The 24,780-nt window shown below is 44.0% G+C and carries 16 protein-coding genes; 14 read left to right on the top strand and 2 right to left on the bottom strand.

The features are described from left to right. Window positions 1–50 precede the first annotated feature (50 nt). The 4 genes from gap to MTO98_RS23890 all read left to right on the top strand — a co-directional run bounded on the left by gap (window position 51) and on the right by MTO98_RS23890 (window position 5,326). Entirely contained in the window at window positions 51–1,028 is a 978-nt protein-coding gene (gene gap, locus MTO98_RS23905; RefSeq protein ID WP_243481498.1) for a type I glyceraldehyde-3-phosphate dehydrogenase, read from the top strand. A 400-nt stretch (window positions 1,029–1,428) separates the two neighbouring features. Further along, on the top strand, window positions 1,429–2,595 hold the full coding sequence (locus MTO98_RS23900; RefSeq protein WP_243481497.1) for a family 43 glycosylhydrolase: 1,167 nt from the start codon (window positions 1,429–1,431) through the stop codon (window positions 2,593–2,595). A gap of 9 nt (window positions 2,596–2,604) precedes the next feature. After that, on the top strand, window positions 2,605–3,798 hold the full coding sequence (locus MTO98_RS23895; protein ID WP_243481496.1) for a hypothetical protein: 1,194 nt from the start codon (window positions 2,605–2,607) through the stop codon (window positions 3,796–3,798). A gap of 4 nt (window positions 3,799–3,802) precedes the next feature. Beyond that, the gene (locus MTO98_RS23890; protein WP_243481495.1) at window positions 3,803–5,326 is read left to right on the top strand and encodes an arylsulfatase; all 1,524 of its coding nucleotides are present in this window, start codon (window positions 3,803–3,805) and stop codon (window positions 5,324–5,326) included. A 6-nt stretch (window positions 5,327–5,332) separates the two neighbouring features. On the opposite strand, the gene MTO98_RS23885 is transcribed toward MTO98_RS23890, so the two are convergent. Next, window positions 5,333–9,325 carry a hybrid sensor histidine kinase/response regulator transcription factor gene (locus MTO98_RS23885; protein WP_243481494.1) on the bottom strand — a complete coding sequence of 1,331 codons (3,993 nt, stop codon included), beginning with the start codon at window positions 9,323–9,325 and terminating at the stop codon, window positions 5,333–5,335. Between the two features lie 283 nt (window positions 9,326–9,608). On the opposite strand from MTO98_RS23885, the gene MTO98_RS23880 reads away from it, so the two are divergent. The 3 genes from MTO98_RS23880 (at window position 9,609) to MTO98_RS23870 (ending at window position 15,981) form a co-directional block, all read left to right on the top strand. Continuing rightward, a complete protein-coding gene (locus tag MTO98_RS23880) occupies window positions 9,609–12,689 on the top strand; it encodes a TonB-dependent receptor (protein ID WP_243481493.1) in 3,081 nt (1,026 codons plus the stop codon). A 21-nt stretch (window positions 12,690–12,710) separates the two neighbouring features. Further along, a complete protein-coding gene (locus tag MTO98_RS23875) occupies window positions 12,711–14,174 on the top strand; it encodes a RagB/SusD family nutrient uptake outer membrane protein (protein ID WP_243481492.1) in 1,464 nt (487 codons plus the stop codon). 85 nt (window positions 14,175–14,259) lie between these two features. Continuing rightward, window positions 14,260–15,981, top strand: coding sequence for an arylsulfatase (locus MTO98_RS23870; protein WP_243481491.1), 1,722 nt, complete (start codon window positions 14,260–14,262; stop codon window positions 15,979–15,981). Window positions 15,982–16,427: 446 nt separating this feature from the next. Here MTO98_RS23870 and MTO98_RS23865 read toward each other — a convergent pair whose 3' ends face one another. Continuing rightward, complete coding sequence (locus tag MTO98_RS23865; protein WP_243481490.1) at window positions 16,428–17,849, bottom strand: PLP-dependent aminotransferase family protein; 1,422 nt, start codon at window positions 17,847–17,849, stop codon at window positions 16,428–16,430. A 94-nt stretch (window positions 17,850–17,943) separates the two neighbouring features. On the opposite strand from MTO98_RS23865, the gene MTO98_RS23860 reads away from it, so the two are divergent. The 7 genes from MTO98_RS23860 (at window position 17,944) to MTO98_RS23830 (ending at window position 24,686) form a co-directional block, all read left to right on the top strand. Next, window positions 17,944–18,372 carry a GNAT family N-acetyltransferase gene (locus tag MTO98_RS23860; protein WP_243481489.1) on the top strand — a complete coding sequence of 143 codons (429 nt, stop codon included), beginning with the start codon at window positions 17,944–17,946 and terminating at the stop codon, window positions 18,370–18,372. An 18-nt stretch (window positions 18,373–18,390) separates the two neighbouring features. Next, complete coding sequence (locus MTO98_RS23855) at window positions 18,391–18,786, top strand: cupin domain-containing protein (RefSeq protein WP_243481488.1); 396 nt, start codon at window positions 18,391–18,393, stop codon at window positions 18,784–18,786. A 196-nt stretch (window positions 18,787–18,982) separates the two neighbouring features. After that, window positions 18,983–19,576 carry a DUF6624 domain-containing protein gene (locus MTO98_RS23850; RefSeq protein WP_243481487.1) on the top strand — a complete coding sequence of 198 codons (594 nt, stop codon included), beginning with the start codon at window positions 18,983–18,985 and terminating at the stop codon, window positions 19,574–19,576. A 133-nt stretch (window positions 19,577–19,709) separates the two neighbouring features. Beyond that, window positions 19,710–22,286: a GH116 family glycosyl-hydrolase gene (locus MTO98_RS23845; RefSeq protein WP_243481486.1), complete on the top strand. Its 2,577-nt coding sequence runs from the start codon at window positions 19,710–19,712 to the stop codon at window positions 22,284–22,286. A 297-nt stretch (window positions 22,287–22,583) separates the two neighbouring features. After that, window positions 22,584–23,123 carry a hypothetical protein gene (locus MTO98_RS23840; RefSeq protein ID WP_243481485.1) on the top strand — a complete coding sequence of 180 codons (540 nt, stop codon included), beginning with the start codon at window positions 22,584–22,586 and terminating at the stop codon, window positions 23,121–23,123. Window positions 23,124–23,620: 497 nt separating this feature from the next. Further along, entirely contained in the window at window positions 23,621–24,220 is a 600-nt protein-coding gene (locus MTO98_RS23835; protein WP_243481484.1) for a TetR/AcrR family transcriptional regulator, read from the top strand. Window positions 24,221–24,473: 253 nt separating this feature from the next. Beyond that, window positions 24,474–24,686: a hypothetical protein gene (locus MTO98_RS23830; RefSeq protein WP_243481483.1), complete on the top strand. Its 213-nt coding sequence runs from the start codon at window positions 24,474–24,476 to the stop codon at window positions 24,684–24,686. Window positions 24,687–24,780: the final 94 nt, after the last annotated feature.

The raw sequence follows: 24,780 nt of genomic DNA, 5'->3' as shown, positions 1-24,780 counted from the left end.
CGTAATGGAAAACTTATGCCATAATTTTTTATAATATAATTTTTTAATATATGAAAATCGCGATTAATGGATTTGGCAGGATTGGTAGAATGACCCTGCGCGCTTTACAGGATAAAGCAAATATAGAGGTAGTGGCTATTAATGACCTAACGGATATCGGGACACTTGTGCACTTGTTAAAATATGATACTGCGCATAGCCGTTTCCGCGGGGAGGTTGGTTCAGACGGTGATCATCTCATTGTAAACGGAAGGCATATCAAATTACTGAGCGAAAAGGATCCGGAGAAATTGCCATGGGCTGAATTGGAGATCGACGGCGTGATCGAATCGACCGGAAGATTTACCGACAAGCAATCTGCAGAAGCGCATCTGAGGGCGGGTGCCAAAAAGGTGTTGATCACAGCTCCTGCAACGGGTGGTGTTAAGACGATTGTTCATGGCGTAAATAATGAACTGATCGGTGATGACCATATCTATTCAACCGCTTCATGTACCACCGGCAGTATTGCCCCTGTATTACATGTACTTGAAAAGGAATATGGTATTGAATCGGGCTATATGGTTACCGTTCATGCATTCACTGCTGATCAGAACTTACAGGATGCGCCTCACCGGGATTTGCGTCGTGCCCGTTCCGCAGCATATAACATTATACCTACAACAACCGGGGCTGCCAAAGCTATTGGAGATGTATTACCTAATCTCAAAGGTAAACTGGATGGTTATTCCTACCGCGTTCCGGTTATTGACGGTTCAATTGTTGACCTCTCTATTAATTTACAAAAAGAAGTTTCGGCAGCAGAGGTCAATGAGGTATTGAAACGGTATGCAGAAACTTCACTGAAGGGTATTATGCAATATACCCTGGAACCTTTGGTTTCGTCAGATATATTAGGTAATACACATTCCTCTATTGTTGACGGCTCAATGACCAAAGTTATCGGAAAGCTATTAAAGGTGGTGGCCTGGTATGACAATGAAGTGGGGATATCTAACCGTATATCTGAACTTATTGCCGAATTATAATTGTTAGAATATTATATTTAACCAAGTTTTTTGCAATAAAAAATGTCCTGCTGTTTAAGAGTGGGCCAAAAAAAATCTTACGGTAAGCGGAGTAGAAAAACATATTTTCTGCTCCGCTTTTTTTATTTAAAATTATTGAAAGCAAAACCAGGGTACACCCACCCAACAGCAAAAATTCAGTATGTTTTCCGGGTTGCATCACCTGGTCATTCTAAAAACTACCTGCAAACGTCGAAGTCTGTAATAGCCTTGCCTTGAAATATTTTGTGTATTTGCTTAGTTGTGAACAATAATCCCGTAAAGTTTAACATCTGTCCTTAAAACGGAAATCTCATCATGCTAAAATTGCATGAAATGTATTTGCTGTACCTGCATACATAAACCGATTTAAAATCTACAGATGAATATTAAGCTGCCCGTATTTTGTTGTATTCTTTTCCTCCTGATTACTTTTTGTACAAATTGGATATTTGCGCAGGTACCGCCAAAAAATTATACTGTTGAATTTAGCAACCCAATTGCCCCGGTAGGCAATCCTGCATTAACGGTCCCCTCAATTGTGAAGCCTGTTTTAGATACCTGGTTGCGCGATACTTATATTACTCTTGGGCCGGATGGCTGGTATTATCTTACCGGCACAACAGCTGCCGGGGGCCGTCAGTTTCATGGTGGAAAGGTGCATTGCTGGGACTATAACGACGGTATTTATCTTTGGAGGTCAAAAGATATGCATACCTGGGAAGCATTGGGATTGATTTGGTCATTCGATAGAGATGCTGCACCCTGGCAAAAGGCTGGTCGGTCAATTCCTAAAAGCACTAAATCGGTAAACGGTGATACGCTCGATTCGATGTACCGTGCATTATGGGCACCTGAAATACACTATCTGAAACATCAAAAGAAATGGGTAATAACCGCTTGTCTTAACGGTGGTATGGGCTCCTTTGTACTGGTTAGTAAAAGCGGAAAACCCGAAGGCCCATATGAAAATATCCCAGGCAACAACGCACACGCCATCTTTCCTAATATTGACCTTAGTATTTTTGAGGATACAGATGACAAGGTGTACCTGCTGGGGCATGATCATTATATAGCAAGGATGAAGAACGATCTCAGCGACGTTGACGAGCCATTCAGAAAGCTGCAGGAAACGCCTTACAACCCCGAACCGTACATTGAGGGAATTTACTTAAGTAGGCATGATGGTAAATACCAGTTGCTGCAAACAGTTTGGTCAGTTGTGCGCCCGGATGGATCATATTCTTATCTGAGGGATGAAAAAAAAGATAAAACCCTCTATAGTTATGATGTAGTTGTAGCCGAGGCTGACCATATATACGGGCCTTATGGCCCCCGTTATGCCGCCATATTACAGGGGGGGCACAACAATATTTTTCAGGATAAACACGGAAAGTGGTGGTCTACTACATTTTTTAACCCACGTGGTGTTATGGGGACCAGGTTTCCGGTAACCTGTCGTGCGGCAGTGGTACCTGTTAAATGGGTTAACGGAAAGCTGGTGCCTGATGACAAGCGGGCTAAAGTGTTTTATGCTAATCAAAAATAATGCTGCACTATGAAAAAAATTATGTTAAAACTAATGTGTGTTTTTACTGCCTTGTCACTTGCCTGGGGGCAAAATACTGTTGCGCAGGAGATAGGTGCAAATTTCAATCATGACCCCGAAATCATTGATATCAATTACCTGAAAAAAACACCGGTAGAATGGATCCGGACAACACCTTACATTTTTGAATACATTAACGGCCGAAAAGATCCTGCAACCGAAATTGGCCTTGCAAAAGTAATTGAAGCCAAAAAAGCTGGTTATAAGGTTGCGTTTGGCTTTCGCTGGGATTTTAAAAAATACAACCTCAATATTCCCGCTCCGGGCAGTGAAGAGGAAAAGAAATACTTTGCTACCGTAACAGCCATCCTTACCCGCGTGGGCGGCTATATCGATATCCTGAAGCTGGGTAACGAACCTAACCTCGAAACAAAGAATGATGATCTTAACCTGAATAAAGAAGGTTATGTGCCATTGGTTAAATTTACAGAGCGCCTGCTGACGGAAGTGGCCTTGCCGTTTTACAATGCACACCCGCAATACCGTAAACCCGATATTTATGTGGGTTCGCTGCCTGCTTTATTTGAATCAAAGCAGCAAAACACGCCGGGTGTTACCGGGCTCATCAAGTTAGCGCAGGAAAATAATGATATTGCCGGTTTGGCCGTACATCTCCATATTGCAGATACCTTACAGATTGCCGGTGCACTTGACTTTGTGCGGTCCATTATGCCATTAAAACCAATTATCGTTCCGGAGTTTTCCATGTTCAGGCTTTATAACCAGCATGTGGCAGAACCGATAGGGGATAATCCGGCCGGACGTGCCTTTTTGCAAAAATATCACTATGCAGATACCTTGCACCTTTACCAGTGGTACAGTATAGCTAACACAAAAAAAGTAAGCAGCACCGAGTGGGCAGAGTTGTTTGGCACACGAAAATGGTTTACTCCGCATGTAATGGAAACTTATTACAGGTACTTTCAAAAATATGGTGTGGTGCTTGCTACATATGGGTATTTGAGCCAGTCGGCCCCGGCTAACGTTGGGCCTAATACTGCAGTGTGGTTTGTTAACCCTATTTTTGCCTGTAAATCGCTTATTCCTGATGCTAATGGCGATTGTGCGGCTAATCCGCTTTGGTACACCGATTTTATAAATATTGTTAATAAAGGTAAGCGTACGCACCTTGCCACACACTAATAAAATGAGAAGAAGATATACGCTGATGATGCTTTGCTGCCTGCTTGCTATTGCAAATGCATCGGCGCAAACAAAAACTATTGCCAAGCCTAATATTGTATTTATTTACGTTGATGACCTTGGTTATGGCGATTTGAGTTGCTATGGCGCAACCAGCGTTAAAACACCAAACACAGACCGCTTAGCTGCCGGAGGGCTCAGGTTTACGGATGGCCACTGCTCGGCCTCAACCTGTACCCCGTCACGCTTTGCCATCCTGACCGGGAGTTATGCTTTTCGCAATAAGGCAGCCATACTGCCGGGCGATGCTCCGCTCATTATCAACCCCGGGCAACAAACCATGCCGGGCATGCTGCAGCAGGCTGGCTACACTACAGCAGCAATAGGCAAATGGCACCTGGGCCTTGGAGCCGGCCATCCAAACTGGAACGATAGTATTAGTCCTGGCCCCCGGGAAATTGGCTTTAACTACAGCTTTATTATCCCGGCCACTCCCGACCGCGTGCCAACTGTTTTTGTAGAAGACCATCATGTGGTAAAGCTTGATCTTAATGATCCTGTATCGGTAAGTTATGATCACCCTATAGGTAACGATCCTATTGGGTTGCAGCATCCCGAAATGCTTAAAATGCAGGCTGATTCCCAGCATAGCGGTACTATTGTAAATGGAGTAAGCCGTATAGGCTACATGAGTGGTGGTCATAGTGCTTATTGGAAGGATGAGGATTTTTCAGAGGTGCTCACAGCAAAAGCATTGCATTTCATTGAGGCAAACCGGAGCCAACCATTCTTCCTGTATTTTGCCCTGCCTAATGTTCATGTACCCCGTATGTCTAACGCAAAATTTGTGGGAGCAACCCAAATGGGGCCGCGTGGCGATGATATTGCCGAGATGGACTGGATTACCGGGCAGGTAATGGATCAACTTCGTAAACTTAACCTGATTAACAATACACTGGTTATTTTTACAAGCGATAATGGCCCTGTAATAGATGATGGTTACGCCGACAATGCCGAATCAAAGCTTGGTAAACACCAGGCGGCGGGTATTTATAAGGGCGGAAAATATAGTGCTTACGAGGGCGGTACCCGGGTGCCATTAATTGTAAGCTGGCCAGGAAAAGTTAAACCGGGAGTAAATGATGCCCTTATAAGTCAGGTTGATTTCTTTCGGTCACTGTCGGCTTTAGCTGCTGTACCCGTTATCAATTCTGCTGCTCCGGATAGCCGTGATCTATCACCGGTATTGCTGGGTAACACCAGGCAGGGACGTACCGAAATGATAGAAGAGGCTTTTACGATGTGCTACAGGCAAGGCAACTGGAAATATATAGCCCCGGTTACGCAGGCACCGCCCTCATGGCTCGCTAATAAAAAAGTGCCCACTGGTTTGCAGGCAGATCCGCAGTTATATAATTTGAAAACCGATCCGGCCGAGCAACATAACCTTGCAGCTTCAATGCCTGCCAAGACAAAGGCATTGGCCGATGCGCTTAGGCTTGAAATGGCAGCGGGCAGCCGGAAATAAGGATCCTTAACAGATCTCCGGGTATTTTTCCGGCTCGGTGCGAAACGAACCAGGACTTGTGCCGTAAGTTTTTTTAAAGATCCGGCTAAAATAATTCGGATCACTGTAACCGCAGTAATAAGCAACTTCATTAATGGGTAATGATTTTTTGAGCATCAGGACTGCTTTTTTCAAACGATAATCGTTCAGGAGCTGATTGGCACTTTTATCAAGGATCTTTTTAAGATTGAGGTGCAGCAGGGTACGACTGATATGAAGTTCGCTTGCCATTTGCTCCACGCTAAACTGAGGATCGGCAAAATAGTCTTCCAGCACCACGCCAAGATTTGACAAAAACTCCTGGTCTTTGTTGTTTCTGGGGAGTTTATCCAGTCCGAATTTGCTCATATCCAGTAGTTGTTCCCGCAACTTAACCCTTGATTTGATCATGTTGGCTATCATCAGGTCCATCTCCTTCAGGTTAAATGGCTTTGCAAGGTAAGCGTCGGCACCAACGTCAAGCCCGTCCATCTTAATATGTTCGCGGGTGGCATCCGACAGCAGGATCACGGGGATGTGATTATAGGTTTCGTCGGTTTTTATTTTGCGGCAAAGCTCAATACCATCCATCCTGGGCATCCTGATATCGCTGATCACCAGGTCAGGTATTTGTTTTAATAATTTGTTTAAAGCCATTTGGCCATTAGAGGCCTGAATAACTTTGTAGTTACTACCCAGGTGGTCGGCCAAAAAAGCCAGTAATTCCCTGTTGTCCTCTGCAACCAAAATTGTATGGATTGTTCCGTTGCTCTGGTTAACTACTGTTGGGGGCAAAGCCGGTTCGTGGTCATCAACTTTTACTTCATAGACATCTGAACCCGTCAACTCTTCAATTGGCAAAACCAGCTTTACACAGGTGCCTTTTCCGGGGTAGCTACTAATAGTTACCTCCCCGCCAAGGTAGGCTACAAGACTTTTAACCAGCGCCATTCCTACGCCGCTGCCGGTATTACTGTCGGCGCTTTTATAAAAGGGCAAAAAAATGTTTTCCAGTTCGGTTGCTGTCATACCCTTACCGGTATCTGTTATCAGGATAGTGCTGTTTACAGATCCGTTAGCCGTGGTTTCAAAGCTCAATTCAACATGTATCTGCCCCTCGGCGGTGTTTTTAATGGCATTTGACAGTATATTGGAAATGATCTTTTCAACCTTGTCTGCATCAAAGTAGCAGTTGTAATTATCAGTGCTGGCCGTTACATTTAGTTGAATGCCTTTATCATGAGATAGTGTATTAAAAGCTTCGGTAGTATGTTTCACAAATTTCACGAAGTCATTTCGGCTTAATTTGATAGCAGTGTGCTCAGTTTCGATTGTTCTGAACTCCATGAGCTGCTGTATCATGTTAAACAAACGGGATGCATTGTTTTTGATAACTGATAATTCGGAAGTTTTTCCGCTACCGGTTTTATGCCGCTCCATGAATTTTTCTGCCGAAGCGATGATCAGGGTAAGCGGAGTTTTAAACTCATGCGATATGAAGGTGAAAAAGTTGAGCTTATGCTGGGTGAGTGCCGCTGTTTTTTCTTTCTCGAGGCGTTCCAGTTGAATCTCCAGTTCTTTGGCGTTCAAAAAACTAATAAACCTTGTGTAAAGAACAATAGCCGCCAAAATTAGTGCAAGGTATATAAGGTAAGCGAAGGTGGTACGATAAAACGGCGGCGCTATATGAATAACCAATCTTCGTGGCTCGCCAAGAGCCTTGCCCGACACATCGAGCGCCATTACGTGAAATGTGTATTTGCCCGGCGGAAGGCTTGTATATGTAGCTATACTTTTATTACCAACAAAATTCCATTTTTTCTCAAAGCCCTCCAGGTAATAAGCATAGTTAACAGCACGCACATTGCTGTAGTTAAGTGCTGCATAACTAATTCCGAATATATTTTGAGCGTAGTCGAGATTAATAGCCTCCATGTTATCTATCTGACGGGGAAGGGGGCCTTTGTCATCAGGGGTAAGGACATCATTGAATAGTTGAAAGCCGGTAAATACTAAAGGGACCCGGCGCGGCTGCTGTGCCTTAATGAGTTGCGGGTTAAAATAACACAAGCCATGCACTGTGCCAAAGTACATGTTACCGTCACTGCTTTTAAGGAAAGATTTAAAATTAAACTGGTTACTGGGTAACCCATAACGGCTGTCATAGTTAACAAACTGATGGGTTTGCGGATTGTAGCATGACAGGCCATGGTTGGTAGAGAACCAATATTGGTGATCGTCATCTTCCAGTATGCCGTAAACGTTATTATTGGGCAGTCCGTTGTCGGTATTTAATACTTTAAAATTATCATTTGCGGGATCGTAGGCACAAACGCCCCCGTCAAGTGTACCAAACCAAAGGGTTTGCCTGCTATCTTTATAAATACTGATAACCTGGTTGCCCGGCAGGTCGCCTTTATGCCTGGTAGCTTTGTAACGGGTAATTTTACCTGTTTTTCGTTCATATCGCAGTAAGCCATCCCAACGGGTACAAAACCAAAGCTCACCGCTCTTACCCTCTGCTATATCATAAATAAATTCGTTAGTAAACAGTTCGGGTTTAAATGGTTTGAAGCGGTTTGTGTGGTAATCAAAAGTATTTAACCCGTGCTGTGTACCAATCCATAAAATACCTACTGAATCTCTTAATACAGCATACACCTGATTGCTGCACAGGCTGGTGGTATCGCCGGGGCGATTGGTGTAGATGGTTGTTTTTTGAGTTTGGAGATTAAACCTGTGTAAGCCCCCCAGGAAAGTGCCTGCCCAAATGCTTCCGGCCCTGTCATCATAAATAGCGTGAACATTATTGATATTCAGGAAAAATGGGCTGGAGCGGACATTGATATTTGTAAATGTTTGCTTAGCAGTATTATATAAAGAAATTCCGCCATCTTCCGTAGCTATCCAGATCTGATGATGTTTGTCTTCCATTAGCTGGCTTACGGCTTTGCCGTTAAGATGGCCGCTTTGTTCGCTTGCGAGGATGCTCCCAAAGCCATAACTCACCGAGGGAATATAATTTACTCCGCCAAAATAAGTGCCCAGCCATACCGAACCGTCTTTAGCTGTAAATGCCGAATAGATGGCCTTATCGTTCAGTTTTTTAGGATTGTTATCAAATGATTGTCCGTAGTTAACCGATTGCTGAAGCTTTTCATCATATGCGTAAAGGCCGTTTTCTGTGCCTATCATCAGCTTATTGTCGACAGAGCGGCTTATAGCTCTTACTGTGTTACTTTCTGTACTTTCATCAGCAGTGAACTTAATTTTTGATAAAGACCAATTGTTTTCATCAAGCATAAACAAACCCTGGTTACTGCATAGCCAGTCTTTATTTTTTTCATGACAAATATTGAAAATTGTAAAATCAGCTTTTACTCCGGCTGTACTGCCTGCAATTATCGTTTTGAGGTGTCGCCCGGCCTTATCGGCAATAAATAATCGTTCGCTGGCGGCCAGTAGAAAGCGATTGCCTGCCAATGCGGTTACTGCGGTGATTGACTGGCCGCTTGCAACAGGTAAGCGAATGGTTTTTTCATCTTTGATTTGGTAAAAGCCATTATTTGTGCCTATGTAAACAGATGAACCAACGGCTGTAATTCCCTGTACCGAAAGCGGAATTTTAGTTAATGGTAGCAGATCAATCTTATCCAATTGTTCGTCATAGCGATACAGTCCGTTGTCTGTGCCGATATATATATTACTGTTTAGATAAAGCAGGGAGCTGATGCGGTTGGCTGATGAACCGGGACGGCTGCCGCTGATGAAGTAGTTTTTTACCGTATAACCATCGTATCGGTTTAGCCCTTCTCTGGTCCCGAACCATAAAAAACCTTTTGCATCCTGTAAAATAGTATAAACGGTATTATGCGAAAGGCCGTTATCAGCCGACACCTTCCTGAAACTGAAATCCTGGCCAAAAACAGAAGAGAACGGTATAAGAAGAACCAGCAGGCAATAGTAAAAGGTTCTCTTCATTGTGATACCGACATAAAGTTGAAAGAATTTTCAGGGTACTGGTTAAGAAAAAGAAAATCGCGGATTCCGTTCGCATTAAATGAACGTTTGTGCTGCTTATTTAAACATCCGTGCTGATGTGCCATTGTAATTTACCTTAAAATTGCCGTCCTGAACAACTAAATGAAATCTCTATACAGGGTTTTCATTATGGTGCGAATGTATTATAAAAATATACTACTTCTATAGACTATATAAACTTTAATCCTTATTTATCGAGCTTTCAATTTTTAAAACCAATCATATGAATACAATTCTTACTTTTTTAAACAAGCCCCGGAAACTACTGTTGCTGTTCATGCTCATCAGCTCTTTCGGGGCTTATGCGCAGCAAACAGTTACCGGTATTGTTACCGCCGCCAAAAGTGGTGAGTCGCTTATTGGTGTAACAGTTGCTTTAAAAGGCGGAGGCGCCGCAACTGTTACTAATGCGCAGGGGCGTTACAGTATTAAACTTACAGAGGGTAACCAGATCCTGGTATTTTCTTACGTAGGTTACCTGAGCAAAGAGGTAGCCATAAAAAACCAGCGTAGCATTGATGTAAAGCTTGAGGACGACAGTCGGGCATTGAACGAGGTACAGGTAGTAGGTTATGGTACCGTCAGAAAAAGTGATGTTACCGGAGCTGTAACTTCCCTTAAAGCATCCGACTTAACCAAGGCCACTAATCTTAACGTACAGCAGGCTTTGCTTGGCCGTTCATCGGGCGTACAAGTGTACCAAAAAAGCGGCGAACCAGGTTCGGCCATGAGCGTACAGGTGAGGGGGATCACCTCTATTACCGGCAACAATGATCCACTATACGTGATAGATGGTTTGCCGGCAAATGATGGTGTGGCTATTGGCGGTGCAAGTCCGGGCGGTACCACAAGCAACCCTAATAACAGATCGGCTTTGAGTTCACTCAATCCATCTGATATTGCTTCGATCGAAATTTTAAAAGATGCTTCGGCAACCGCTATATATGGTTCACGTGGTGCCAACGGCGTAGTGCTCATTACTACAAAACGCGGCACTTCCGGGAAATTAAAAGTTGCCTATAACGGCACCTTTGGTGAACAGAATGCAGCAAACCTGCAGCGTTACATGACCGGCGACCAGTATACTCAGGTAATAAACTCGATAATTGATGAAGGCAACCTGAGTACCACCAAAGTAACAGGAACTAATGCGAATACCGACTGGCAAAAACTGCTGCTCAGAAAAGCGTCGATTCAGTCGCATGATGTGTCTTTTAGTGGGGGGAGTGATAATACACACTATTTTATATCAGCAGGTTATTTTAACCAGGAAGGTATCATGCTTAAATCAGGTACTTCCCGCTATGATGCCCGGATCAACCTGGAAACATCAGAGGCACACAAGTATGCCGTTGGTATGAGCCTCACAACCTCCTATACCCGCGACAATTACAACGCCACAGGTGTGGGGCTTAACGACAACGGAAGTGCACTTTACATGGCACAAAACTATGACCCTACTGCACAGGTATATAATACCGATGGAAGCTATTTTCGTTCGCCATTGATGTCGCCCATGGATAACCCTTTGGCCGTTATTAACGGGCAATATGGTGTAGGTGATACCTACCGTACTTTCGGAAACATTTATGCCGAATATTTCTTTATCCCTTCACTGTCTGCCAAAGTTAGGGTAGGGGCCGATTTAAATGATGCCCAGCGCAATTACTGGATAGATCCTACTACCATCACCGGGGCGTCATACAATGGTTACGCCGATGTAAGGGATGGCAAAAGAGGGTATTACCTTGCCGAAGGAACCCTGAACTTCAACAAGGATTTTAATCCTGATAACCGGATCACTGCTGTTGCGGGTGCTACTTACGAGCGTTATACTTCAAGTACACTTGTTGCCAACTCACAATCATTTGCACTGCCTGATTTGACTTATAATGGGCTGGGTACTGGTAACAACACATTAAATGGCGTAAGCAACGGAAGCCAGGAAAACATCCTGATTTCATACCTGGGCCGTGTAAATTACTCCTTTAAAAACAGGTATTTGTTAACGGCATCTATCAGGGCTGATGGTTCGGCCCGTTTCGGTCAAAACAATCGGTTTGGTTATTTTCCTTCGGCAGCTTTAGCCTGGCGTATTCATGAAGAAAGCTTCCTGAAAAATAACAAAACCATCAGCGACCTGAAGTTACGTGCCAGTTACGGTGTTACCGGTAACCAGCCTAATGCCAATTATATTTATTATTCTACTTATTCGGCCGGTAGGGATGCTGTATTCAACGGCGCACGTGTTTCTACACTGCAACCTACCCGCAGTTCAAATCCCGATTTGCAATGGGAATCGGCCCGCCAGTTGGATGCCGGTGTTGATTTCGCCTTGTTTGATTCCCGTTTAACAGGTAGCATCGAATATTATAACCGTAAAACGTATAATCTTTTATACGATGTGCCGCAGCCCCCAAGTACTGGCTTTGCTGCCCGTACAAGTAACGTTGGCAGTATGCGCAACAGGGGCTTTGAGTTCTCGTTAAAAGGTACAGCCGTAAAAGGCGATGCGTTCAGGATCGATCTTGGCGGTAATATTACCACACTTAAAAACACCGTGCTTAGCCTGGGGCCGGTATCGCAGTTCATCAGCAGCGGACCGGGTAACATAGGCCAGGTAGGTATCCTTAAACCGGGTTATTCTCTGGGATCATTTTATGGTTATATAGTAGATGGCGTTTGGCAAAAAGGTGATGATTTTTCAAAAGTGCAGGCGGGCGTAAGGCCAGGCGACCTGAAATATCATGATGTGGACGGCAATGGCGTGATCAATACCAACGACAGGGTGGTTATCGGTAAATCGTTGCCTGATTTTTATTATGGTTTCAATGCCAGCATCAGCTACAAGCCTTTAACATTAGATATCTTTATAGAAGGTCAGCAAGGCGGCAAAATGTTAAACAGTAGCCTGGTTGACGCTTACTACCCCGTAGACTATCGCCGCAACAAACTGGCAGAGCCCTATCTGAACCGCTGGACACCTACTAATCCTACTAACGCTTACCCTTCGTTCCTGCCGGGTGACGTACAAGGGCAGCTTCAGGTTAATAGCCGCACGGTAGAAGATGCCTCATACCTGCGCCTGCAATCGGTAAGGTTAAACTATAAAGTTCCGGTTTCTAAGCTGAAGTTTGTAAGGGATGTTAACGTATTTATAACAGGGCAAAACCTGTTCACGATTACCAAATACACCGGTTCTGATCCGGCAGCTAACGCCATAGGCGACAACGTGCTGCGTATTGATTACAATACCTATCCGTTATCACGGGTATTTACAGCCGGTGTTAATGCTCAATTCTAAGCCATCATAGTAATCTCCATCATGAAAAAGAAAATTATATATATACTCCCCTTATTTGCAGCCTTATACTTATCATCTTGCCAAAAGGCGCTGGATGTATCTCCCAAATCGGAATTTTCGCCCGGCAATGTTTTAACATCTGAACCGGGTATCCGTTCGCTGCTTTATTCATCTTATGCTAATGAACAAAACCAAACCAATTCAAGGTTTTGGATCAATGATTCGGAGGATTGTACCGATGTAGGCTATAATACAGACGGCGCTGAAAATGCACAGCTATTGCAGATCATTAACTTTAACTGGACTTCCAATCTTACAACTTTTGCTTCCGATATCTGGGGGCCGGCTTACGCATCTATAAGGGATGCCAATGGCGTGATTGAAAATATAGACAACGTTAGTACTGCAGATGCTACCAAAAAGCTTTATAAAGCCGAGGCCCGTGTGCTCCGTGCACAGGCTTACGCTTTCTTATACAGCTATTTTGGCCCGGTACCATTGCGTACATCTACAACGCAGCCCGGCGACCTGGCCCGCGCAAGCGATCAGGATATTAAAACGTTTATCGAAACAGAGATTACTCAATCATTAGCTGATTTGCCTGATCCGGGTAAGGAAGCGAGTTTTGGTCGTTTGAACAAGGGTAATGCCAATGGTATTTTGGCCAAATTTTACCTCAATACCAAACAATGGCAAAAAGCAGCTGATGCAAGCCAGGCAATCATTAGCTTTGGCTATTACGCTCTTTACCCTGTTTACGCAGATATGTACCGTACCGAAAATGAACAGAATAAGGAAATGCTGCTGGTACTGCCTTGCCGCAATGAAACCAATTACAGTAACTGGTACCAGTGTGGTGCGTTGCCGGTAGGATATAAAAGCAGCCCGCAATTCCCTAATTACACCTATAAGTCAACCATGTCAATCTTTGCTACCAATTACCGGTTGCGGACTGCATTTGTAAGTTCATACGCAGCGGCTGATAAACGCCTGGCCACCATCTGTACGTCTTTTATCAACAACAGTAACGTAACAGTTGATCTGCTGCCGAACGATAATGCCCGTTGTTTTAAATACTGGGATAATAGCCAGGTAGGTAATAACGGCGGAGCCGATGTTCCCATTATCCGCTATGCCGATATCCTGCTTACCCGTGCTGAAGCCCTCAATGAATTGAATGGGCCAACAGCCGATGCTTTTGCGCTGATAAACCAGGTTCGTACCCGCGCTGGTATACCTGAATTATCATTAACCGATGCAGGTACGAAAGACGCTTTTCGTGATGCCATCTTACGCGAACGCGGCTGGGAATTTGTGGGCGAAGGAAAACGTAGGGAAGACCTGATTCGCCAGGGAAAATTCCTTTCACTGGCTACCGCGCGAGGAATATCAGCAACCAATGTAACCAACGTTAAACTTTTGTTCCCGATTCCGCAAACAGAAATTGACGCAAACAAGCTTTGTGTACAAAATCCGGGTTATTAATTGCAACAGATGAATCTATCGGGGTTGTAGTTCATTACTACGATCCCGATGGTTTTTAGTATAATTATGAAATACAGGAGAGATTATGATTGTTAAAAAATATCAAATTAAGATAGTAGTAACGCTAAGTGCTATAGCTGCAGTAGCCGTATTTGCGGGTTTTGATAAGCCTGTTCAGCACAAACCGACACCAAAACCGCCACGCCCGAATATTGTGGTCATCCTGGCCGACGATATGGGCTTTTCGGATTTGAGCTGTTACGGTGGCGAAATTCATACGCCTAATATTGATTACCTGGCAGGTAATGGCATCCGCTACAGGCAGTTTTATAATACATCGCGTTGTTGTCCAACGCGGGCTTCGTTGCTTACAGGGCTATACAATCACCAGGCAGGTATAGGCAAAATGACCGATGCCGAAGATGAGCCCGGCTACCAGGGCCATATCACCGAAAACGCGGTTACTTTAGCCGAAGTACTAAAAGCAGCAGGCTATCATACTGCCATGTCGGGCAAATGGCACGTATCAAATACTAATGGGCAGCCCACCAAACAAGAGCAGCTGGCCTGGATGAACCATCAGAAGGAGTTTGGCGAGTTTTCTCCGCTAAGCCAGTATCCTACAAACCGTGGCTTTGAAAAGTATTTCGGTACCATTTGGGGAGTGGTGGATTTTTTCGATCCATTTAGTTTGGTTAGTGGCACAACGCCGATTAAAACCGTTCCAAAAAATTACTATCATACCGATGCCATAAACGACACCGCAGTAGCCTATATTAAAGGATATGCGAAGTCTGATAAACCATTTTTTCTTTACGTTGCCGAAAATGCGCCGCATTGGCCACTGATGGCTAAACCTGAAGATATAGCTAAATATAAGGATACCTACAAAGGGGGCTGGGACGCTATCCGGAAAGCTCGTTATAACAAGATGGTAAAAATGGGCCTTATCGATCCGAAAACAACTAAACTTCCTGAGCGTATCGATAATGACCTGGCCTGGGAAAACAACCCCGACAAAGAATGGGATGAACGGGCTATGGCTGTGCACGCCGCCATGATTGATTGCATGGATCAGGGTATAGGCAGGATCATCGCCGCACTAAAGCAAACCGGTCAGCTGGATAATACACTCATTGTTGTATTATCAGATAACGGGGCAAGTGCAGAGATATGCGCTAATTATGGCCCCGGCTTTGATCGTCCAAGCGAAACCCGCGATGGACGGTCAATTGTTTATGCTACCAAAAAGCAAGCGCCGCCGGGCCCGGAAACTACCTATTCGTCAATAGGGCCGCGCTGGGCTAACGTGGCCAATACCCCTTATCGTTACTGGAAAGAGGAATCATACGAAGGTGGTACCCATACGCCTATGATAGCTTTCTGGCCCAAAGGAATTACTGTTAACAAAGGCGGATTTAATGACCATATTGGCCACGTAATGGACTTTATGAGCACTTTTGTTGAACTGGCCGGTGCAAAATATCCGTCGGTTTACAAAGGTCATACTATTCCGCCAAGCAGCGGCATTAGTTTGGTACCAACCTTCAGCGGCAGGCAATCGCTTGGGCATGAGCAATTATTTAACGAGCATTTTGGTGCCCGTTATGCCCGTTTAGGCGATTGGAAGCTGGTATCTGTAAGTAAGGATAGTACCTGGCACCTTTACAATTTGGCAACCGATAGAACAGAGATAAACGATTTAGCATCACAATACCCTGATAAGGTCCGTAACCTCGACAGTTTATGGCACAATTGGGCTAAAAAGAATATGGTATTTCCTAAACCAATTGCCCGTCGTAAATAATTCAAGTTGGCAGGGGAGTTAAAAGGGGCTGTTTTTTGGCAACAGCCCCTTTTATGACTGGTTATCAAAAAGCAATAATGCTATGACCAGGGCGAGTTGATAAAAGTTTATCGATAGGCCATTGTAAGAAATAACCAGGTGCTCCATTTTTTTAAGCGGGAATTTGCCAGGGTTTGTAAATCGAAATTTTCTTAAGCTTTTTCATGGTTGTTAATGTTTTATAACGACTGGCAAATCGTCTTTATCATTCACCTTAAGTGACCTCGCCGGTCCGCTAATTTTAAGGGGCCGGAATCGGAAACGACATTGTTTGATCTGGGATAGGTGTATGATTATTTGTTGCTGCTTGAGTCCGCTCTTCAGAGGGCTTTTGAGCGTCATATTGCCAAAATTGCGAAACCGATGAGGGCACGGATTAATTTAACTTTTAGGTTAATGATTTGATTCTACGGTTGTCGTGTGGCAGCTGCAATGAGGCCAAGCAATTTTAATTTTTGTCGTATTTCTTCAGACCAGGGCAGGCCGATTGAAAGCCGCATGCAGTTTTCAAACTGGTTCTGCAGCGTGAACATCCGGCCTGGAGCAATGCTGATCTGTTGTTTTAAGGCCCGGTCAAACAACAGGGTAGTATTGATCTTTTTATCGAGCGCTATCCAGAGAGCAAGCCCGCCCTGCGGCCTGCTTATCTGGGTGCCTTCGGGAAAGTATTCGGTGATGGCCTGAACATAGTGTTGGTAGTTGGTCTGTAGTGTTTTACGCATGTGGCGCAGGTGGTTTTCATAACGTCCGCTTTTCAGAAAGGAGGCTACGGTCTCCTGGGTGATGCTGGAAGATGATATCGAATGAACCAGTTTGAGTTTCAGGATTTGCTCCTTGTACATGCCCGGTGCTATCCAGCCTACCCGGTAGCCAGGTGCCAAAGTTTTGGAAACAGAGCTGCATAGCAAAACTGATCCGCTCGTATCAAATGATTTGCAGCACTTAGGGCGCTGATCGCCAAAGTACAGATCACCATAAATATCATCCTCTATCAATGGAATACGATGTTTGGCCAGCAGTTCCACCACTTCTTTTTTATGCTCATCCGGCATCAGGCTGCCCAGGGGCGTATTGAAATTAGGCACCAGGAGGCAAATGTTGATTTTCGGGATCGCTTTCTTTAATGCCTCCACTTCCACACCGGTTACGGGATGGGTTGGTAACTCCAATACTTTAAGCCCTAAGCTTGTGGCCAGTTGCAGGATGCCTGGATAACAGGGGCTTTCCAGAGCAATGGTATCGCCGGGTTTGCCCAGGGCCATCATGCAAAAAGATAATGCATTCATTCCGCTGGCCGTAGTCACCAGGTCATTTTCATGCAGGCTACCGCCCCAGGCTAATGAGCGTGCGGCAATCATTCGCCGTAATTTTTCATTGCCTTGCAACGGTTCATACCCGGTGCCGCTATCCTGAAGTTCGCGGGTGGCATGTATCATTGATTTATTTAGTTTGGCCAATGGCAGTAACGCGTCAGAAGGCACACCTATTGAAAAAAGGGTAAGATTTTTATTCCCCATTGTGGCATATACCTTCCGGATCAGTTCTTCCGGCTCTTTGCCCCCGGCGGCCTGGGGCGGCTGACTGGTTTCCGGGAGCGGTAGTCGTTGCTGCGTCAATTCGCTCACAAAATAACCGGATTGCGGCTTCGACTTAATGAGAGACTGTCCCTCCAGTTCCAGGAATACTCTTTTGGCCGTATTCATGCTAATGTGATGCTCCCTGCATAACATCCGGACTGAAGGAAGACGCTCGCCTGGTTTTAACACACCTGTTTTGATCAAGCGTGCCATGTTACCAGCAATTTCGGTATATAAAAAATTGTCCCCCATAGCGCAAAGATAACTGTGTCTATTAAAATAAGCAAAACTGTAACTGTGTCTACAGGGTTAACCGGTCTACTTTTGCATAAACAAAAAACAAGTCATGTCAGCAATCATTATTAAAACCGGTAAAGAGAATATGGATGTTAAAGCCATACATCATTTCCTGAGCGAAAGCTCCTATTGGGCCAGGGGGATCTCTTATGAACTAGTCAGCGACTCTCTCCAAAATTCATTTTGTGCCGGTGCCTTTATTGGCGGGGAGCAGGTTGGTTTCGGTAGAGTGATCACCGATTACTGTACGTTCGGCTGGTTCGCCGATTTTTATGTTTTACCGAAACATCGGGGACAAGGCATCTCCAAACAGATATTACAGCACATTCTGGAACAGCCCTGGTCAAAGCGTTTGAGAAGAAAGATGCTGAATACGGCAGATGCACACGGCTTGTACCGCCAGTTTCAATTTACGGATCTTGCCAGGCCTGCTTGTGTCCTGGAGATTTACCAACCGGATATTCATTTAACATTATAAATAAAGTAATCAATAACTATGCAAACACAAAAGATGCACCAGACTTTTATTCATATTCTGGAGAAAAACGCAATTACACAGTCTACAGATCGGTCCGTACCCGGCATTTGTTCCCTTTTCTTTTTTAGTCTCCAAAAAGCAGCAGATACACATCCTGATTGCTGGGAACTGCATACCGACGGCGATGAATTGTTAATGGTCACTAAAGGAGAGGTACTGATTGAGATGGTCAGTGCACCTTATACAGGTGAAGATATAGTTCCGGCCGATGCAAAAAAGGAGCAGGTATTGCTTGAGGATGGAGAGCTGGTGATTGTTCCTAAAGGACATTGGCACCGCATTCTGTTAAAAAGAAAAACAGAACTGATAGTCGCCACTTTTGGCGGAGATTCAAAAATGGCAACTGTTAATTAATTGCAATAGAAGATCTCACGGCTATCCCATCGAAACTGATCAGTCTAAACAGGGAAATAAACACTGCTCAAGAATAAGGCCATTGGGTATTTCAGATTGCTGTAATCAAGAAAGAGATCAGTCGGGAAAGATTTATCAGCAGAAATGAATTTGTTAAAACGGCTGTAAAACCATACTTTCACCTAAAGGTTTAGTTATGAGATTTCTGCTTAGTTTTATATTGTTCAACCTGCTGTGCACGGTTGGGTTTTGTCAATCTAAAATAGACGTTGGGCTGCAAAAGAAGATTATGACCATGTTCAAGGCAGATCAAAAGTGGAGAGTCGAATCAAATAATTTGGAAAACGGTAAAAAGTCTGTATTCGATGAGGCAACGATTGATAGGAATATGGTCAGGACGGACAGTTTAAATATGGTAGCGGCTAAACTCATAATCAGAAAGTACGGTTTTCCAGGCTATTCTTTAGTTGGCACGGACGGCACTGACGGATTTTGGGCAATCATACAGCATTGTGATAATGACGTGATTTTCCAACAAAAGGTGTTATCAATAATGGATAAGGAGGTTAAAAGGCATAATGCACCAGGAGAGAAATTTGCGCTTTTACAAGACCGGGTATTAATAAACCAGGGGCGTAAGCAATTATACGGTACACAGGTTAGACTGGATCTGAAAACGCACCGTGCTAAACCATTACCGGTGCAAGACTCACTAAACGTCGATTCCAGAAGGAAGGCTGTAGGTTTATCGCCCATGAAAGACTATTTAAAACTGTTTGAGCAACATTAATTGGCTAACGCGTTACGAGTTCAGGCGCTGCATGATCGGGAACGGGTATTGATTACCTTTTATACTTTTAAGAAATTGCTTTATGCCGTAAGCGATATTTTTAAAAAACGTATATTTAACAAAACCTTCCCGTATGCGTTATCTCTGTCTGCTATTATTAGTTGCCGGATTTTCGGCAAGGGCCCAGGACTGGCCGGTGCTCAGGCATTATGAAGGCCAGCAAACCTATAAGATCGCCATGCCTGTGGGCGGTATAGGTACAGGCAATATCTCTGTTGGCGGCAATGGACAGTGGCGTGATGTGGAGATCATGAACAAGCCCGGCGTTAATTTCTATGGCTCATCAACGCCCAAGCAGGCACCTTGCTTTTTGATCTATACCCGGGATACCAAAGGCGTTAAGCGTTCTAAAGCCTTGCTGGGCCCCATCCCGCCAAACGAGTTTGCAGGTTCGGAAGGGAGCAACGCGCCAAGCCACGGTTTACCGCGCTTCAGCAAATCGAGTTTTGACGCGGCATATCCGTTTGCCACTGTAAACCTCCGGGATAACGGCATGCCGGTTACGGTAAAGCTAAAAACTTTTAATCCCTTTATTCCCGGTGACGCTGATGCGAGCGGTATTCCCATCGCGGTGATCCGTTATGAGGTAACAAATATTACCGGCGGTATGCTGGATGTAGCTGTTGCAGGCTCGTTGGATAACTTTATCGGTATGGATGGTTATAAAGCAGAATTCAGCCAGTTTAACCGCGCAGTTGTGCCGCTGGGTACTAAGAACAACCGCAATGCTTTTAAAAGTACCGGGCAGCTTGCCGGTATCTACATGACTTCCGATAGTGTAGACCGTGATGCGTCTACCTACGGTACTATCGCGCTTACCACAAGCAATACCGATAAAAGCAGGCGGATATCTTACCGGACAGAGTTTGATAACCGGGGTTGGGGGGCTAATATGGCCGATATGTGGAACGATTTTACTGACGACGGCGTGTATGAGGATAAGTCTTTTGCTACTAAAATAAATGATCCAAGGGCCGGGCTTGCCGTAAAACTAAAACTCAAGCCTCATGAAACCCGGGAAGTGGAGTTTTTCCTTACATGGAATTTCCCTAACCGTAAAGACTGGGAAGACAAAGTTACTATCGGTAACTATTACTCCAATCAATACACCGATGCCTGGGACGTTGCCGAGAAAACCCTACCCAGGCTACCGCAACTGGAAGCCAAAACATTGGCTTTTGTAAATACACTGCTCAGTAGTAGTTATCCTCCAGCGGTGAAAGAAGCAGCGTTGTTTAATGCAGGTACCCTGCGGTCGCAAACTACTTTCCGGAACAAGGAGGGGTATTTTTTTGGATGGGAAGGCGTATTTAACAATGTGGGTTCGTGCTACGGCAATTGTACCCATGTGTGGAATTACGAGTTTGCTTCACCGTTTTTATTTGGTGATCTGGCCAAACGCATGCGGGAAGTAGAATACAATTACGCCCTGGCGGATAACGGACTGATGAGTTTCAGGGTGAGCCTTCCTTTGAAAAAAGATGCTAACTGGAAAGCCGCGGCGGCCGACGGGCAAATGGGCAGTATTATGCGCGTTTACCGGGAGTGGCAGCTAAGTGGCGATGATCAGTTTTTAAAAGATACCTGGCCCAACGTGAAGAAGGCGCTGGCCTTTGCCTGGATAAAAGGAGGCTGGGATGCAGACAAGGATGGAGTAATGGAGGGATGCCAGCACAATACCATGGACATTGAATACTATGGGCCTAACCCGGAAATTGAATTTTGGTACCTCGGTGCGCTGAAGGCCTGTGCGTCTATGGCCAAATATTTGAATGACAATGAGTTTGAACAAGTTTGTAATCAATTATTCAGCAATGGCAGTAAATGGACCGACGCCAACCTGTTCAACGGTAAATATTACATACAAAAAATCAGGCCGGCCAATTCAGAACAGGATATTGCACCAGGCTTAAAAATAGGTATGGGGGCCAAAGACCTGAAGAACCCCGACTTTCAGATAGGAGAAGGCTGTCTTGTAGACCAGCTTGCCGGGCAAAATATGGCATTTATCTGCGGCTTAGGCTATCTGGCAGACTCCGTTCATATTAAAGCGGCGCTTAAAAGCGTAGTGCAATATAATTCAGTTAAAACTTTTGGCAACAGGTTTAATAACATGCGATCGTACGCTCTTGGGGATGAACCCGGGCTGATGATCACGGCTTACCCTGACCCTTCAAAGCGCCCCGCCATCCCACTTTCATATGGCGACGAAGCATGGACCGGTCTTGAGTACACTGCAGCCACCGGTCTTTATTACGAGGGCATGGATGCAGCAGCGCTGAATGTAATTAGCGATGTGCGTAGCCGCTACGATGGCTACAAACGCAATCCCTTTAACGAAGAAGAGTGCGGTAACCACTACGTTAGGGCTATGGCAAGCTGGTCGGCCATACCAGCTATCAGTAAATTTCATTACTCAGCCGTCGACGGCAGTTTCGTGATCACGTCCAAACCGGGTACTTATTTCTGGTCAAATGGTTACGCCTGGGGAAGCGCAACAGTAACAGCGGGTAAAAAAGGGAGATCACTACGTATTAAGGTCAGTTTTGGTGCTATCAAATTAAACACCGTGGCTTTAGCCGGGATAAAAAAACTATCAACACAGGGGCAATTTAGCGAGGGGCAGGAGAGGGAATTTTTGTTTAATTGATCTGGCCGATCCATCTTACATTTTGGAGTGCGTTTTAAATACTTGTTTATCAGTTTGATCCAGTTTTGGGCGATTTTGCCGTTTTGCATGGAAATAAAAAACACCCTTAAATCATTTGATTCAAAGGCTTTTGAAGCGATTTTACTCTCGTTTTGTACTTTTATCCCGATTGCCGCTGGCCATTAGAAGGATTCAAAGTTATGCAGGAAATCAACCAAACTAACAAAAGCGGCAAAGCTCCGGAGCAATTAATGCAAAAGCTTTGGAATTATTCGGGCGGAGTTCAAATTGATATACATGGCAAATCACAATAAGCTTACAATATTCTTATTAATGATATTTTTCTGCTGCTGTAATAGTGACAGGAAGCCGGCAATGGTCATTATAGATTATACGTTTGATAACGGCTGGTCTCATTCATATTCTATTAAAATTTACAATGATGGTAAAGCCTATTTAAAGAAAAGTACGCTGAAAACAGATCGTATTTATGTTAATAATCATCTGAATATTGCCGACTTAAAAGGCCTTGTAGATAGTTTGATTGTTGCGAAAATTAATGCCAAATATGAAGATGCTCATCTGCAGGATGGCTCCTCTTTCAATGCCCTTGTTTATGATAACAAGGGAGGAGTTTCGAATTATTATGTTTATGGAGATAAGCCCCCTGAATTATTGAATAAACTTAAACATTATGCCTTTATTTCATTAAAGCAAAAGGGATGGTATGAATTGAAAGACACAATTATAACATTTACCAGTGTAACTAACTTTAAGATAACCCCCAAGATAGATACCAATATAAGATTTCTACCACCTAAACCGGATATTGAATAATTGTACCTGGCAGGCGACGAAAGTAAAAAGGTATCCTTAGATACAGCAAGAGATCGCTGTCGCAACACTCCCTGATTACAGTATGTACATTTTTAATGTTGATTAGCAAATTGTAGCCAAGCATTTGGTTAATAGTAAAGCAAAAACAACTAAGGAGCTTTTTTTAAAACTACCCTGCCATATTTGCTTACGGTCACAAGGTTAATAAATATGTGTTAGATAAATGTAAGCGGGTGGGACAGATAACTATGGTTAACGGTAAGTTGTCTTCTCAAAGCCGGCTAAGGTAGCTCACCTGTTCTTTTACCAAACGCGCTAAGTTGATAGCGGGAGCGGATGTACATTGAAAACAGGATCCCAGAAATAGCAAAGTAACCTCTTTTAAACCGGGGTTTGAAAGATTTTAAAAGCTGTGACGGCATGGTGAAATTAAATATTGAATAAATGGTTTAAGCGCTTGCTTAATAAATTTATTCGCTTTACCTTTGCACTGTTTGATGGAGAAAATAGCAGAAATATCGACAGAAGAAAAGATCAAAAAGGCAGCTGAAAAAGTTTTTTTGCGTAAAGGTTTTGCAGCGTCGACAACCCGCGAGATCGCTGATGAGGCAGATATCAATAATGCACTGGTAAATTATTATTACCGGACTAAGGAAAAGCTTTTTGAAGTTGTTATGGCAGAACAGGTTGCAACGCTTTTCGGTAAAATATTTCCCATTGTCAACGATCCGGACACGTCACTGGGCCAAAAGATCGAACAGCTTGTTGATTATTATACGTCAGTATTGCTGGAGCAACCGGGGCTGACGCTTTTTGTTATGAGCGAAATCCATAACCGGCCTGAAAAGCTTGGGGAGCTTTTTAAAACGCAGCATGGGATGACGAAAGCCGTTATTGCAAAACAAATGCAGGAGGTAATGCCCGATCTTAACCCTGTTCAGCTAATCATGACGGTAATGGGAATGATCCTTTTTCCGCACATGAGCCGCTCAATGTTTCAGCGGTCTACCGATATGGATGACAAAGCATTTTCAGAATTGCTGAACGAAAGAAGGCAGTTGTTGCCCGTGTTAATTAAGCGGATGCTGGGCATCTAAATTTTTTTGGCATAAATTTAAGCAATTGCTTAAAGCAAATATATAAAACGGTTGACTATTGATTGATTGCGTTTGAAAGTGCTGCCGGACGAGCAATCTAAGGCAGCATTCTTAACCATTAATGAAATTACATCAATGTAGCTTTTTGATGTATATCAACTTTTTAGGCTTAGGCAAAGAGGAACTTTAGGAAGAAAGATGCGCGCTTTTTTATGAAAAAAACAGATTTTTTTAAACATTAAGATTTATAACAATGTGGATGTTATGGGGATTACTAATTATAGCTGCAGGCAGTATAATTAACTGCTTTCAGTTTGCAGCCGCTATTCTGGCTAAGCAGATTGGATTGAGTTTCTGGAAATGGTTTGGGATTTCGACGTTCCTGCCGATCATTTCCATATTTATCCTCCTGTACCTGTGGAAGGACAACGGTAAGGAGAACCCGGAAAAGCAAGTAGCTCATTAATGTGAAAAACAGAATGGTAAATCAAACGCGGCGTGTCGACGCCTGGCCGGGACTAAACTCATCCTTATACTTGATCGATTGGTGACTGATGTCA

This window comes from Mucilaginibacter sp. SMC90, from assembly GCF_022811725.1.
Taxonomy (GTDB): Bacteria; Bacteroidota; Bacteroidia; order Sphingobacteriales; family Sphingobacteriaceae; genus Mucilaginibacter.
Note: the sequence above shows the minus strand (reverse complement) of the source record. Positions and strands in the feature narration are given on the sequence as shown.

What these genes read in the sequence shown, in the direction of transcription:
- gap (WP_243481498.1), top strand. Translation starts at nt 51, where the DNA reads ATGAAAATCGCGATTAATGGATTTGGCAGGATTGGTAGAATGACCCTG.
- MTO98_RS23900 (WP_243481497.1), top strand. Translation starts at nt 1,429, where the DNA reads ATGAATATTAAGCTGCCCGTATTTTGTTGTATTCTTTTCCTCCTGATT.
- MTO98_RS23895 (WP_243481496.1), top strand. Translation starts at nt 2,605, where the DNA reads ATGAAAAAAATTATGTTAAAACTAATGTGTGTTTTTACTGCCTTGTCA.
- MTO98_RS23890 (WP_243481495.1), top strand. Translation starts at nt 3,803, where the DNA reads ATGAGAAGAAGATATACGCTGATGATGCTTTGCTGCCTGCTTGCTATT.
- MTO98_RS23885 (WP_243481494.1), bottom strand. Translation starts at nt 9,325, where the DNA reads ATGAAGAGAACCTTTTACTATTGCCTGCTGGTTCTTCTTATACCGTTC.
- MTO98_RS23880 (WP_243481493.1), top strand. Translation starts at nt 9,609, where the DNA reads ATGAATACAATTCTTACTTTTTTAAACAAGCCCCGGAAACTACTGTTG.
- MTO98_RS23875 (WP_243481492.1), top strand. Translation starts at nt 12,711, where the DNA reads ATGAAAAAGAAAATTATATATATACTCCCCTTATTTGCAGCCTTATAC.
- MTO98_RS23870 (WP_243481491.1), top strand. Translation starts at nt 14,260, where the DNA reads ATGATTGTTAAAAAATATCAAATTAAGATAGTAGTAACGCTAAGTGCT.
- MTO98_RS23865 (WP_243481490.1), bottom strand. Translation starts at nt 17,849, where the DNA reads ATGGGGGACAATTTTTTATATACCGAAATTGCTGGTAACATGGCACGC.
- MTO98_RS23860 (WP_243481489.1), top strand. Translation starts at nt 17,944, where the DNA reads ATGTCAGCAATCATTATTAAAACCGGTAAAGAGAATATGGATGTTAAA.
- MTO98_RS23855 (WP_243481488.1), top strand. Translation starts at nt 18,391, where the DNA reads ATGCAAACACAAAAGATGCACCAGACTTTTATTCATATTCTGGAGAAA.
- MTO98_RS23850 (WP_243481487.1), top strand. Translation starts at nt 18,983, where the DNA reads ATGAGATTTCTGCTTAGTTTTATATTGTTCAACCTGCTGTGCACGGTT.
- MTO98_RS23845 (WP_243481486.1), top strand. Translation starts at nt 19,710, where the DNA reads ATGCGTTATCTCTGTCTGCTATTATTAGTTGCCGGATTTTCGGCAAGG.
- MTO98_RS23840 (WP_243481485.1), top strand. Translation starts at nt 22,584, where the DNA reads ATGGCAAATCACAATAAGCTTACAATATTCTTATTAATGATATTTTTC.
- MTO98_RS23835 (WP_243481484.1), top strand. Translation starts at nt 23,621, where the DNA reads ATGGAGAAAATAGCAGAAATATCGACAGAAGAAAAGATCAAAAAGGCA.
- MTO98_RS23830 (WP_243481483.1), top strand. Translation starts at nt 24,474, where the DNA reads ATGTGGATGTTATGGGGATTACTAATTATAGCTGCAGGCAGTATAATT.